Source organism: Streptomyces sp. NPDC050418 (assembly GCF_044458745.1).
In the GTDB taxonomy this organism is placed as follows: Bacteria; Actinomycetota; Actinomycetes; order Streptomycetales; family Streptomycetaceae; genus Streptomyces.
Genome location: NZ_JBITIG010000013.1, coordinates 187,863 through 200,804, shown reverse-complemented (window position 1 = coordinate 200,804; position 12,942 = coordinate 187,863). Strand labels below are relative to the sequence as shown.

General features: G+C 71.5%; 11 protein-coding genes. 4 read left to right on the top strand and 7 right to left on the bottom strand.

Annotated elements, in window-relative coordinates; translation table 11 throughout:
• Window positions 1-78: 78 nt before the first annotated feature.
• From ACIBI4_RS29130 to mce, 3 genes are all read right to left on the bottom strand, one after another.
• Window positions 79-1,011, bottom strand: coding sequence for a cellulose-binding protein (locus ACIBI4_RS29130; protein WP_399207095.1), 933 nt, complete (start codon window positions 1,009-1,011; stop codon window positions 79-81).
• Window positions 1,012-1,330: 319 nt separating this feature from the next.
• On the bottom strand, window positions 1,331-5,089 hold the full coding sequence (scy, locus tag ACIBI4_RS29125; RefSeq protein ID WP_399207094.1) for a polarized growth protein Scy: 3,759 nt from the start codon (window positions 5,087-5,089) through the stop codon (window positions 1,331-1,333).
• 190 nt (window positions 5,090-5,279) lie between these two features.
• Window positions 5,280-5,720 carry a methylmalonyl-CoA epimerase gene (gene mce, locus ACIBI4_RS29120; protein ID WP_399207093.1) on the bottom strand — a complete coding sequence of 147 codons (441 nt, stop codon included), beginning with the start codon at window positions 5,718-5,720 and terminating at the stop codon, window positions 5,280-5,282.
• Window positions 5,721-5,860: 140 nt separating this feature from the next.
• Between mce and ACIBI4_RS29115 the strand changes: the two genes are divergently transcribed.
• From ACIBI4_RS29115 to ACIBI4_RS29100, 4 genes are read left to right on the top strand one after another with little or no spacing between them, the layout of a single operon-like run.
• Window positions 5,861-7,063: an acetyl-CoA C-acetyltransferase gene (locus ACIBI4_RS29115; protein ID WP_399207092.1), complete on the top strand. Its 1,203-nt coding sequence runs from the start codon at window positions 5,861-5,863 to the stop codon at window positions 7,061-7,063.
• Between the two features lie 54 nt (window positions 7,064-7,117).
• On the top strand, window positions 7,118-8,074 hold the full coding sequence (meaB, locus tag ACIBI4_RS29110; RefSeq protein ID WP_399207091.1) for a methylmalonyl Co-A mutase-associated GTPase MeaB: 957 nt from the start codon (window positions 7,118-7,120) through the stop codon (window positions 8,072-8,074).
• Window positions 8,075-8,126: 52 nt separating this feature from the next.
• Window positions 8,127-8,819, top strand: a complete 693-nt coding sequence (locus tag ACIBI4_RS29105; protein ID WP_399207090.1) for a response regulator transcription factor — start codon at window positions 8,127-8,129, stop codon at window positions 8,817-8,819.
• The gene (locus tag ACIBI4_RS29100; RefSeq protein ID WP_399207089.1) at window positions 8,816-10,237 is read left to right on the top strand and encodes an ATP-binding protein; all 1,422 of its coding nucleotides are present in this window, start codon (window positions 8,816-8,818) and stop codon (window positions 10,235-10,237) included. The genes ACIBI4_RS29105 and ACIBI4_RS29100 overlap by 4 nt, the downstream gene beginning before the upstream one ends.
• On the opposite strand, the gene ACIBI4_RS29095 is transcribed toward ACIBI4_RS29100, so the two are convergent.
• From ACIBI4_RS29095 to ACIBI4_RS29080, 4 genes are all read right to left on the bottom strand, one after another.
• A complete protein-coding gene (locus ACIBI4_RS29095) occupies window positions 10,234-10,713 on the bottom strand; it encodes a MarR family winged helix-turn-helix transcriptional regulator (protein WP_399207088.1) in 480 nt (159 codons plus the stop codon). The two genes, ACIBI4_RS29100 and ACIBI4_RS29095, sit on opposite strands and share 4 nt — an antisense overlap.
• Window positions 10,714-10,835: 122 nt before the next feature.
• The gene (locus ACIBI4_RS29090) at window positions 10,836-11,606 is read right to left on the bottom strand and encodes an AIM24 family protein (RefSeq protein ID WP_399207087.1); all 771 of its coding nucleotides are present in this window, start codon (window positions 11,604-11,606) and stop codon (window positions 10,836-10,838) included.
• Window positions 11,603-12,253 carry an AIM24 family protein gene (locus ACIBI4_RS29085; RefSeq protein WP_399207086.1) on the bottom strand — a complete coding sequence of 217 codons (651 nt, stop codon included), beginning with the start codon at window positions 12,251-12,253 and terminating at the stop codon, window positions 11,603-11,605. Before ACIBI4_RS29085 ends, ACIBI4_RS29090 begins: the two co-directional genes overlap by 4 nt.
• Entirely contained in the window at window positions 12,253-12,891 is a 639-nt protein-coding gene (locus ACIBI4_RS29080; protein ID WP_093608165.1) for an AIM24 family protein, read from the bottom strand. The genes ACIBI4_RS29085 and ACIBI4_RS29080 overlap by 1 nt, the downstream gene beginning before the upstream one ends.
• Window positions 12,892-12,942: the final 51 nt, after the last annotated feature.

Below are 12,942 nucleotides of genomic sequence, written 5' to 3'. Positions count from 1 at the left end.
TAAGACGGGACAAGGCCCCCTGCCACTCGGAGTGGCAGGGGGCCTCGCCCTCTGTACGACAGCCTCAGCGGCCCGGGATCAACGGGACTGCTGCGCCGGAACCCCACGCGTGACCGGCTCGTCCTCCGGCGCGCCGGCGGCGGCGACGGCCGCACCGGTCAGCGTCGCGAGCATCTCGCGGACGTTGGTCAGCTGCGCGTTGATCGAGTCGCGGCGGTTCGTGAGCGCCGCCAGCTCGCGCTCCGATTCCGAGCGGATCCGGTCGGCCTTGGCGTTGGCGTCGGCGACGATGTCCTCGGCCTGGCGCTGCGCGGTCTCCACCGTCTGGCGCGCACGGCGCTCGGCGTCGGTCCGCAGCTTCTCGGCCTCCAGGCGGAGCTGCTCGGCGCGGTGCTCGATCTCCGCGAGGCGCTTCTCGGCCTTGGCCTGACGGGACGCGAGGTCGCGCTCCGACTGCTCGCGGCGCTTGGCCAGGTTCGTCTCGAAGTCCGCGGCGGCCTGGGCGGCCTTGGCGCGGGTCTCCTCGAAGAGGGCGTCGGCCTCCTCGCGCTTCTGCTGCGCGTCCTTCTGCGCCTCGGCCCGCAGCGACGCGGCGTCGCCCTTGGCCTTCTCGACGATCCGGACGCCCTCGTCCTCGGCCTTGGTCTTGCGGTCGGCGGCGAAGGTCTCCGCGTCGTTGCGCACCTGCTGGGCCGCCGACTCGGCGAGCTCGCGGTGCTGCTCGGCCGCGCGGCGGGCCTCCTCGCGCAGATCCTTGGCCTCTTCCTCGGCGAGGCGCAGGATCTTCTCGACGCGCGCACCGAGGCCGGCGTACGACGGCTCGGCGTCCGCGACCTGGGCCTGTGCGTTCTGCGTTTCGAGGTGAAGCTCCTCGATGCGCTTTTCCAGAGCAGTGATCCGCGCAAGCGCGCTGTCACGGTCGGAGACGAGCTTGGAAATGCGTTCGTCCACCTGAGCGCGGTCGTACCCACGCCGCACAAGCTCGAAGCCGTAGGGGGAAGTGTCGCTCATGGGGTTCCTGTCGAATGAGACCGGTGAGGTGATAGAGGGAATCCTAGGGGCCGGGGCGGCGTGTCATCGAGCGTATGCCGTTTTGATCTGGAGAATGCCCACCCTTTTGAGTGGCTGAGCGTGAGATCGCTTGCCAGCGCCAGGGTCGAACGTCCTTGTCGAGCACGGGGATTGGTCCTCCGGCCACCGCCGGTACGTCACGCCACCCGAACGAGACCATCACGGACAAGCCGCCAGATCGTCACCCGAACGTGCCCTGCTGGGACGGCCCTTACCGCCCGCGGTACGCCTGACCTCGTACGGACAAAGGCCGCATCCGCTACCCGTCCGAGGACTTGCCACCCGAACGAGGGGCCCCCACGCTCGCCCCCGCCTTGACGCCGCCGTCCTTGCCGCCGGCCCCGCCGACGGGCGCCTCGAAGGACTCCAACGCCTCCAGGACGTCCTGGACACGGGAGATCTCGGCCTGGATGTCCTCGCGCCGGCGCACCAGGACATCCAGCTCGCGCTTGCCCTCGTCGACCGTCCGCTCGGCCTCGGCCTCCGCCTCGGACCTGACCCGCTCGGCCTCGCGCAGCGCCTCGGCCTTCTTCTGCTCGGCCTCCTTGAGTAGCTGCTCGGCCTTCTTGACCGCGGCGATCCGGACCTTGCCCGCCTCGGAGTTGGCCTCCGAGACAAGGTCCTTGGCCTTGGCCGTGGACTCGGCGAGCTGCTCCTCGGCGGCCTTCACCAGCGCGTCACAGCGCTCGCCCGCCGACTTCATCTGCTCGGCCGACTCGCGCCGCGCCCGCTCGTGCAGCTCCTCGATCTCGCCCGTGATCCGGTCGCGCAGCTCCTCGGCCCGCTCCCTTATCGCGGTCGCGTCCCGGCGCGCGCCGACGAGCAGCTCATCGGCGTCCGTACGGGCCTTCTCGACCAGGGAGTTGCCCTCGACAGTGCCTTCGGAGACCAGCCGCTCGGCCTCCACACGGGCCGCGCCGACCATCGTGTCGGCCTGCGACTCGGCGTCCGTGGCCGCCTTGAGCGCCTTCTCGGCCGCGTCCGACGTCAGCTTCTCGGCCTCGGTGACCGCCTCGGTGACCAGCTTGTCGACCTGCTCGGCGGCCTCGCTGCGCCGCTTGTTGGCGGCCTGGCGCGCCTCGTCGAGCGTGCGCTCGGCCTCCGACTGCGCCTCGCCGCGGATCCGTTCGGCCTCGGCCGCCGCCTCCGCCTTGATCTGCTCGGCCGCGTTGCGGGTGCGCTCGGCGTGCTGCTGCGCGGAGCCGACGTTCTCGGCGGCCTCGGCACGCAGCCGCTCCGCCTCGCTCGTCGCCTCACCGATCAGCTGGTCGGCCTGCGTGGCCGCATCGCTGCGGATCCGGTTGGCGTCCTCGCGTGCCTCGGCCCGCGTGCGCGACGCGTCCTGCTCGGCCGACGCGATCGTGTCCGAGGCCTCCGTGCGCAGCCGCTGGGCGTGCTCGGCGGTCTCGGTCCTGAGCCGGTCGGCCTCGGCGATGGCCTCCGCCGTGGTGCGCTCGGCCAGCGACTTGGCGGCCTCGGTCTCCTCCGCCGCCTCGCGCCGCAGCCGGCCCGCGTCCTCGGCGGCCCGCTCCCGCTCGGCGTGCGCGTCGGCGCGGACCCGGTCCGCCTCCTCCTGCGCCTCCGTGCGGGTGCGGTCCGCCGCGTGCTCGGCGGCCGAACGCAGCCCGGTGATCTCCTCCTGGGCCTGCTCGTGCAGCCCGTTCACGGAGTCCCGTACCTGCTGGGCCGTCAGCTCCGCGGCCGCCACCAGATCGGTGGCCCTGCGGTCCGCCTCCTCGACCAGCCGTACGGCCTCGGCCTGCGCCTCGTCGACCCGCTTGCGCGCACCGGCGAGCAGCTCCTCGCTCTGCTCGCGGGCCCGCTCACGCTCCTGGTCGGCCTCGCCGCGCGCGCCGCCGAGCAGCTCCTCGGCCTCGCGCCGGCGCCGGGCCGCCTCCTCGCCCGCCTCGCGCAGCGCCTTTGCGGCCTCGGTCCCGAGCCGCTCCGCGGCCGTCGCCGCCTCGGCCCGGATCCGGTCCGCGCTGTCCTGTGCCTCCGCCTTGAGCTGCTCGGCCTCCGTGGCCGCCTCGGTCCGCAGCCGTACGGCGAAGGACTCGCCCTCGGCGCGCGCCTGCGAGGCGTCGGACGCGGCTTCGGTGCGCAGCCGCTCGGCCTCCGTCTCGGCCTGTGCCTGCAGCGTGCGGATCCGCTCGGCGGACTCCGTGCGCTGCCGCTCCGTCTCCTCGGCCGCCTCACGGCGCAGCCGCTCGGCCTCCGCGCGCGCGTCGACGAGCGCCGCCTCGGCCGCGGTGATCCGCTGCTCGGCCTCGGTGTGCAGCCGGGTCAGCTCGTCGGCCGCCTCCGACTGCCGCTGCGCCACAGCCCGTTCGGTGTCCTCGCGCAGCTTGGCGGCGGCTTCCTCGGCCTCCGCCTTGACCGCCTCGGCGCGCTCCTCGGCCTCCGTACGGTGCCGCTCGGCCTCCGTACGGGTGCGCTCAAGCGTTTCCTCGGCCTGCTTGCGCAGCGTCGTCGCGCGCTCGATGGCCTCGGTCCGTACGCGCTCCGCCTCGGTGCCCGCGGCGCCGCGCAGCTCGTCCGCGTCCGTGCGGGCCTTCGCGAGCAGCTCCTCGGCGGAGGACGCCGCCTCCTCGATCTGCTGCACCGCCTCGCGCCGCGCCTCGCCGCGGATCCGCTCGCCCTCGGCGATGGCCTCGGCACGCAGCTGCTCGGCCTCGCCGCGCAGCCGGCGGGCGTCCTCCTGCAGCTGCTCGGTCTTGGCGCGGTACTCCTTGGTGTCGTCCTTGGCCGCGCCCTTGAGCTGCTCGGCGATGTCCTGCGCCTGGCCGCGCAGCGTGTCCGCCTCGGACTCGGCCTCGCGGCGGATCCGCTCGGCCTCCTCCTGGGCGGCCTTCGTGGTCGCCTGCGCGTCCTCGGACGCCTTGTTCAGGACGTCCTCGGCGGTCTTGGCGGCCTTCGACAGCTGGGAGGCCGACTCCTCGGCCGTGATGGTGCGGGCCTTCTCGGTGGCGTCCGCGGTGACCTTCTCGGCGGCGGCCCGGGCGTCGGCGAGCAGCTGCTCGGCGGCCGCCTTCGCCGCCTCGGCCTCCTTGGTGGCCTCGCCGACGAGCCGGGCGACCTGCTCCTTCGCGGTGCGGGTGCGCTGCTCGTTGGTCGACTCGGCGCCGGCCAGCCGCTTCTCGGCGGCCTCCTTCGCCTCGGTGACGAGCTTCTCGGCCTCGGCGCGCGCCTCGCGCAGCGCCGTCTCGGCCTCCTGCATCCGCTGCTCGGCGCCCCGGCTCAGCTCGCCGGCCTGGCGCCGCGCCTGGTCGGACTCGCTTGCCGTGCTGGACCGGAGCTGCTCCGCGTGGTCGGTGGCCTCCTGGGCCTGTGTGGACGCCGCGTTGAGCAGGCGCTCGGCGTCCGCGCGGGCCCGGCGCAGGATCTCCTGGGCCTCGCCGCGGGCCGACTCGGCCTCGCCGGTCAGCCGCTGGCGGGCCTCGGCGTTGATCCGCTCGGCCTCGGCGCGCGCGGCGGCGAGCGCCTGGTCGGCCTCGGCACGGGAGTCGTCGAGCAGCCGGCGGGCCTGCTGCTCGGTGCGGCCGCGCAACTGCTCGGCCCAGGCGACGTTCTCGTTGACGTGGTTCTCGACGGTCTGCCGGCGCTCGGCCAGCTCCTGGTCGAGCTGCTGGCGGCGCGAGACGGCCTCGGAGTGCAGCTCGGACTGCAGCCTGGCCTGCTGCTCGGCGTGCTCCTGGAGGATCCGCTGGGTCTGGGCACGGGCCTCGCGCAGCTCGCGCTCGGCGTCGCTGCGCAGCTGGTCGGCCTGCAACTGGGCATTACGGAGCAGCTGCTCGGCCTGGTAGCCGATGTCCGCCGTGTCGTACGCAGGACGGCTCGCGAGGCTGCGGCGCGCCTCGTGGAGCTTGGCGCGCAACACCTCGACCTGGTAGCCCAGATCCTCGGCGTGCTGGACCGCCTTCTCACGGTCCTTCTTCAGCCGGTCCATCTCGGCTTCGAACCGCGAGAGGGAGTCGGTCTCAGCCGGCCGCCTGCTCTCCTGGCCTTCGTAGCCCCGCACTGCGAGTCCGATCCTTCCCCAAGCTCCTCGTGCGAGCCCTGTCCATCCGCCGAACGGGGCCTCCGGGGAATGGTGTCAGATCATCGGCATGACGGGGGCAGCCCCGTCCCCGCGATCGAGACCCCGGCAAGCGGCCGTCCCGAACGCGCGGACGGCCGCCCCCAACCCTACCGGGCGCGATATGCCGAGGTCAGTGGTCCTGGGACTCCGCCGGTGCGGAAGTGACGAGTTCGGTCAGGACGCCGTGGCAGTCCTTGGGGTGCAGGAAGGTGATCCTTGACCCCATCGATCCCTTTCGCGGCTCGTCATAAAGGACACGGACGCCCTTATCGCGTACGGATGCGGCGTCCGCGTCGACGTCGGCCGTACCGAACGCGATGTGATGAACTCCCTCCCCGTTCTTCGCGAGCCACTTGGCGACCGTGGAGTCCTCGCGGATCGGTTCGAGCAGTTGGAGGTAGGAGGCCCCGCCGTCGGAGGTCTCGTTGATCTTGAGCATGGCTTCGCGAACGCCCTGCTCCTCGTTGACCTCGGTGTGGAAGACCTCGAAGCCGTACGTGGAGGTGTAGAACTCCACGGTCTTCTCCAGGTCGTGGCAGGCGATCCCGATGTGGTCGATGCGCGTCAGCATTCACCCAGTGCAGCGCCTCGGGCCGCGATTACGCAACGTGCGCGCGATCACACTCATAGCCCGGTGACCGCGGCGGGTACCGCTCAGTACATTGCAAGTAAACCCTCGTTCACTCCTCATCTCGCAAGGGGCCACGCCTCATGTCTGGAACGAACAGCACGACCACAGTGATCGTCTCCGGGGCCCGTACCCCGATGGGACGTCTCCTCGGTTCGCTGAAGTCCTTCTCCGGAGCCGACCTCGGCGGCTTCGCGATCAAGGCCGCGCTCGAACGCGCCGGTATCGGCGGTGACCAGGTCCAGTACGTGATCATGGGCCAGGTCCTTCAGGCCGGGGCAGGGCAGATCCCGGCACGCCAGGCCGCCGTGAAGGCCGGCATCCCGATGAACGTCCCGGCGCTGACCGTCAACAAGGTCTGCCTCTCGGGCCTCGACGCCATCGCGCTCGCCGACCAGCTCATCCGCGCCGGCGAGTTCGACATCGTCGTCGCGGGCGGCCAGGAGTCGATGACCAACGCTCCCCACCTGCTGCCGAAGTCCCGCGAGGGCTTCAAGTACGGCGCGATCGAGATGCTCGACTCGATGGCCCACGACGGTCTGACCGACTCCTTCGAGGGCATCGCCATGGGCGAGTCCACGGAGAAGCACAACACCCGTCTGGGCCTCGGCCGCGCCGAGCAGGACGAGATCGGTGCGCTCTCGCACCAGCGCGCCGCCGCCGCGCAGGCGAACGGCATCTTCGAGGCCGAGATCACCCCGGTCGAGATCCCGCAGCGCCGCGGCGACGCCGTGATCTTCTCGAAGGACGAGGGCATCCGCGCGGAGACCACCGCGGAGTCCCTCGGCAAGCTGCGCCCCGCGTTCGCCAAGGACGGCACGATCACCGCGGGCACCGCCTCGCAGATCTCCGACGGTGCGGCCGCGGTCGTCGTGATGAGCAAGACCAAGGCCATCGAGCTGGGCCTCGACTGGATCGCGGAGATCGGCGCGCACGGCAACGTCGCGGGCCCGGACAACTCGCTGCAGTCGCAGCCGTCCAACGCCATCCAGCACGCCGCCAAGAAGGAGGGCATCTCGGTCGAGGACCTCGACCTCATCGAGATCAACGAGGCCTTCGCGGCGGTCGCGGTCCAGTCAATGAAGGACCTCGGCGTGACGCCGGAAAAGGTGAACGTCAACGGTGGCGCCATTGCCCTCGGGCACCCGATCGGCATGTCCGGCGCGCGTCTCGTCCTCCACCTGGCGCTGGAGCTCAAGCGCCGCGGCGGCGGCATCGGCGCGGCCGCGCTGTGCGGTGGCGGCGGTCAGGGCGACGCACTGATCGTGCGGGTCCCCAAGGCCTGACGCCTCCAAGGGCCTGGGTCTCACTGCGTACGTACGACAGGAACTGGAGCTGAGATGCACGACGTCCCCTCGCTGGTGGCTCAGGCGCGGGAGGGCCGGCCGCGGGCCGTGGCCCGGCTGATCTCGCTGGTCGAGGGGGCGTCGCCGCAGCTGCGGGAGGTGATGGCGGCGCTCGCGCCGCTCACCGGTCACGCGTACGTGGTGGGGCTCACCGGCTCGCCCGGTGTCGGCAAGTCGACGTCCACGTCGGCGCTGGTGTCGGCGTACCGGCGGGCCGGCAAGCGCGTCGGGGTCCTCGCCGTGGACCCCTCCTCGCCGTTCTCCGGCGGTGCGCTGCTCGGTGACCGGATCCGGATGGCGGACCACGCCTCCGACCCCGGTGTCTACATCCGCTCGATGGCCACCCGCGGCCATCTCGGCGGCCTCGCGTGGGCCGCGCCCCAGGCGATCCGGGTCCTGGACGCGGCGGGCTGCGACGTCGTCCTCGTCGAGACGGTCGGCGTCGGCCAGTCCGAGGTCGAGATCGCCTCGCAGGCCGACACGTCCGTGGTGCTGCTCGCGCCCGGCATGGGCGACGGGATCCAGGCGGCGAAGGCCGGGATCCTGGAGATCGGTGACGTCTACGTGGTCAACAAGGCGGACCGTGACGGGGCGGACGCCACGGTCCGCGAGCTCAACCACATGCTCGGGCTCGGCGAGTCCCGTGGGCCGGGCGACTGGCGCCCTCCGATCGTGAAGACCGTCGCCTCCCGTGCGGAGGGGGTCGACGAGGTGGTCGAGGCGCTGGAGAAGCACCGGGCGTGGATGGAGGAGCGTGGGGTGCTGGCCGAGCGCCGGGTCGCGCGCGCCTCGCGCGAGGTGGAGACCATCGCGGTGACGGCGCTGCGGGAGCGGATCGCGGATCTGAGCGGAGACCAGCACCTCGGCGCCCTCGCGGAACGCGTCGCCTCGGGCGGCCTCGACCCTTACGCGGCCGCGGACGAGCTGGTGTCGGGGCTGACGCGGGGCTGAGTCGCCCCGCAGCCTGAAGATCTCTTCAGCCGACCCCTGCGATCCTTGACGCATGCGCCTGCTCATAGTCGAGGACGAAAAGCGTCTCGCCCTCTCCCTGGCCAAGGGCCTCACCGCCGAGGGCTACGCCGTCGACGTCGTGCACGACGGGCTCGAAGGGCTGCATCGTGCGAGCGAGACCGACTACGACCTGCTGATCCTCGACATCATGCTGCCCGGCATGAACGGCTACCGCGTCTGTTCCACCCTGCGCGCCGCCGGCAACGACGTGCCGATCCTGATGCTGACCGCCAAGGACGGCGAGTACGACGAGGCCGAAGGGCTGGACACCGGCGCCGACGACTACCTCACCAAGCCGTTCTCGTACGTCGTGCTCGTGGCCCGGATCAAGGCCCTGCTGCGCAGGCGGGGAAGCGCGCGCAGTGCCTCGCCCGTGATCGAGCTCGGGGAGTTCAGGGTCGACACCGCCGCGCGGCGCGTGCACCGCGGCGAGGAGGAGATCACCCTCACCGCGAAGGAGTTCGCGGTCCTCGAGCAGCTGTCGCTGCGGGCCGGCGAGGTCGTCTCCAAGAGCGAGATCCTGGAGCACGTGTGGGACTTCGCGTACGAGGGCGATCCCAACATCGTCGAGGTGTACGTCAGCACCCTGCGCCGCAAGCTCGGCGCCCGGCTGATCAAGACCGTGCGCGGCGCCGGATACCGCCTGGAGGGCGGGCCGGGACCCGGGGCGGGGGAGCCGCGATGAAGCGGTTCTTCTCCTCCGTACGCGCCCGTGCCGCCCTCGGTGCCACCGCCGTGGTCGCCGTCGCGCTGATCGGCGCGGGTGCCGCCGTCTTCCTGTCCCTGCGCGCCAACCTCACCGAACAGGCCTCGGCGCAGGCCGAGTCCGCCGCGCGCCGCGTGGCGGCCCAGCTGGCCTTCGGCACCCCGTACGCGAATCTCGATCTCCCGGACGGCGAGGACCACCCGGTGCAGGTGGTCGACCGCGAGGACCGGCTGCGCGCGGCCAGCGAGGACCTGGAGCAGATCACGGGGACAGGTGTGGCCGCCGTCCAGCCGCGTCCCTCGCTCGCCCCCGACGGCGACGACGAGGACGACGACCGCGACGACAGCGACCCGGAGATCGGTGAGATCTCCGACCGCGTCTGGCACGCGAGCGGAAAGGCCACCGTCGACGGTGACACCGCTTCCTACCGTTTCGCCGCGGTCGAGGTGACCACGCGCGAGGACACCACCGTCACCGTGTACGCGGGCGCCCCGCTGAGCGCCACGGAGGGCGCCGCGAGCACCGCCCTGACCTCGATGCTGATCGGTCTGCCCGCGATGGTGATCGTCGTCGGCGGCGTCACATGGCTGGCCACCCAGCGCGCCCTGCGCCCGGTCGAGGGCATCCGCCAGGAGATGGCCGCGATCACCGCGTCCGAGGATCTGACCCGCCGTGTCCCCGAGCCGGAGACGCACGACGAGATCGCCCGGCTCGCGCGGACGACGAACGAGACGCTCGCGGCCCTGGAGGCGAGCGTCGAGCGGCAGCGGCGCTTCGTCGCCGACGCCTCGCACGAGCTGCGCAGCCCCATCGCCTCGCTGCGCACCCAGCTCGAAGTGGCCGCCGCGCACCCGGAGCTGCTGGATCTCGACGGTGCGGTGGAGGACACCGTACGGCTGCAGGACCTGGCCGCCGATCTGCTGCTGCTCGCGCGGCTCGACGCGGGGGAGCGGCCGGGTTCGGCGCGCGTGGACCTCGCGGCGTTCGTGCGCGAGGAGCTCTCGCAGCGGGTCGCGGACCGGATCGCGGTCGGCGCGGAGACCGAGGACGGCATCGAAGTGACCGGGTCACGCGGCCAGTTGGCCCGGGTGCTCGGCAACCTTGTGGACAACGCGCAGCGCCACGCCAAGTCCCGTATCACCGTGGCCCTGAGGCGCGAGGGCGCGCTCGCCGTGCTGACCGTCGCGGACGACGGGGCGGGCGTTCCCGAGGACGAACGGGCCCGGATCTTCGAGCGGTTCGTCCGGCTCGACGACGCGCGCACGCGCGACGAAGGCGGCGCCGGGCTCGGGCTCGCCATCGCCCGTGATGTGGTGGAACGGCACGGCGGCCGGCTGAGTGTCGGTGGCTCGCCGGACGGTGGTGCAATGTTCCGCGTCGAGCTCCCCCTGGATTAGCTCTTGCCGCGCTGCGTGTGCAGGTGTTCGGCGATCGGGCCGAGGGTGACGCGCAGGGCGGCGAGGGCTTCGGGGGTCATCAGGTCGATGTAGTGCTTGCGCACCGAGGCGACATGGTGGGGTGCGACCTTCTGCATGGTCGCCAGCCCGTCGTCGGTGAGCACCGCGTACAGACCGCGCCGGTCCGATTCGCAGTTCTCGCGACGGACGAGCCCGGCGTTCTCCATGCGGGTGATCTGGTGCGAGAGCCGGCTCTTGGACTGCAGGGTCGACGTGGCCAGATCACTCATCCGCATCCGCAGACCCTCGGACTCCGAGAGGTTCACGAGGATCTCGTAGTCGTTGTAGGTCAGGCCGAACGGCTGCAGATCCTTTTCCAGCTGATACGTGAGGAGCCGGTTCACGGCGAGGTAGGTGCGCCAGGCGCACTGCTCGTCCTCGGTGAGCCAGCGGGGGGTGGCGTTATCGGTCTCCATGAATCGATTCTACCTAGAAAGTTGAAAATTGAACCAGTGAGTCCGGTCCGGTGAGGGGTGCGTCACACCGCGCGCGTGGGCGCACGCGTTCGACGTCACAGTCCGCAGACTACCGTTCACGTTCAGAGCCCGAACCGCCGCTGCAGATCTCCGAGCTGCCCCGGCATCCGCGGCACCCCTGACTGCCCCGGCGTCCCGCCCCCGCCCGGCACCCCGGCCTGGTGCGGCACGTGGCCCGTCGCCTGCTCGGCCATCAGCGCCTCGCTGGACTGCAGCAGGACGGTCCCGGCGCCGACGAACTCGAACTGGTGCTCCTCGCCGGAGGCCCCGCCGATCCCGGTCAGCGCCCGGACGCCGCCCATCACGCCCGACATGTACCCGTGGTCGTAGTGGTGGCAGGGCGACGGGCAGTCCGCCCAGCCCACCAGCGCCTGCGGGTCCACCCGGATCGGCGGCTCCATGAAGACCACCGGGCCGTTGGACGCGGCCACGAACTTGCCCGTCCCGATCAGCGTCAGGAAGCCCGGCACGATCGACTGCTTCAGCGCCAGCGTCGGCTGGTACGCGAGCAGGTTCCCGGACCGGATCGTGAGGTTGCCGTCGTCCAGGTCGTAGGAGTTCACGTCGAAGGCGCGGTCGGCGAGCAGCATCTTGCCGCTGCCCTCGGCCACGACCCAGTCGCTCGCGTGCAGCGGCGAGTGGAAGGACGTACGGACCAGGCGGTCCAGGCGCCCGTGCCCGATCCCGTTGAACTCGATCGACCCGTAGTAGGCGATCATCTTGCCCTTCTGCAGGAACCACTGGCTCCCCTTGAGCTCCACGCAGAAGGTGTACGCATTGACGTTGTCGTCCGACGGCAGCGTGGTCGGATCGTGGATCACCGGGCCGGTCACAGCTTCTCCTCCGAGGCCTGCACGTACACCGCGCCATTGCCGGACAGCTCCAGCTGGAACGCCTCACCCGAGCCGCGCCCCACCATGTCCCGCCAGCCGAGCGCCGTGGACAGCTTGTTGCGTACGTCCCCGTGGTGGGCGACATAGGCCTGCGGGTCGACGTGGACCGGGCGCTGCGGGGTGATCGGGATCTCGATGACACCGCCGTGCGCCATCACGGCCACCGCGCCATGCCCCTTGAGCGTGGTCGTGAAGAGCCCCTGGCCGGTCACCTGGCCGCGCACCATGCCCATGACCCCGCCCTGCGAGCCCATGAACATCGTGCCCTGCTGCAGCGTCCCGTCGAAGGCGAGGAGGCGGTCGGCCTCCACGTACAGCGTGTCGCCGGTCAGGTTGATCACCTGGATGTGGTGGCCGCCGTGGCCGAACATCACGGTGCCGCTGCCCTCGACCGTCATCAGCGGGGTGGCCTCGCCGGCCACGCGCCGGCCGATCATCGAGGCGATTCCGCCCTGGCCGCCCTGGATGTTGGGCGTGAAGGAGACATCCCCCTTGTACGCGAGCATCGCGCCGCGCTGCGAGAACAGCTTCTGCCCGGGCGCCACCGTGACCTCGATCATCCTCGAGTTGATCTCGCGGAAGGCCATCACACATCACCCCCGATGGTGTTCCGCTCGCTCGGCTGCACGTACACCAGACCATCGCCCTCGAAGCGGACCTGGAAGGCCTCGCCGCCGCCCTCGCCCATGAAGGTGCGGAAGGTCACGCCGGACTGGAACGACTGCCGGACGTTGCCCTGGTGCGCGATGTACGCGCCCGGGTCGACGATCAGCGGGTACTGCGGCGAGACGCGCAGCACCACGGCCGGACCGTCCGACATCAGGGCCGCCTGGCCCGTGCCCTCGATCGTCGTCGTGAACAGACCGTTGCCCGAGGTCGCGCCGCGCATCCCCGTGAAGGTCGTGCCCGTGCGCAGGCCGGCGTCGGTGGCCAGCAGGTTGCTGGCCTCGACGTACAGCTTGTCGTTGTGGAGATTGACGAGGTTGATCTCGGAGGCGCGGTCGGCGAAGAAGCACGTACCGTGCCCCTTCACCTCCATCAGCACCATCTGCTCGCCCGTGAGCCGGCGCGTGACCATCCCACGGATGCCCTCGCCGCCACCGGAGAGTTTCTTGAACGCCATCTGGCCGTCATAGGCGACCATCGAGCCGTTCTTCGCCTTCACGGCGTCGCCGGTCATGTCGACGGCGAGCACCTTGCTGCCTTGGAGTCGGAACGTTGCCACGGGCAGACGTTAGCCGCAGGGGCATACCCGACGACAGGGCCCGAAGTCGGA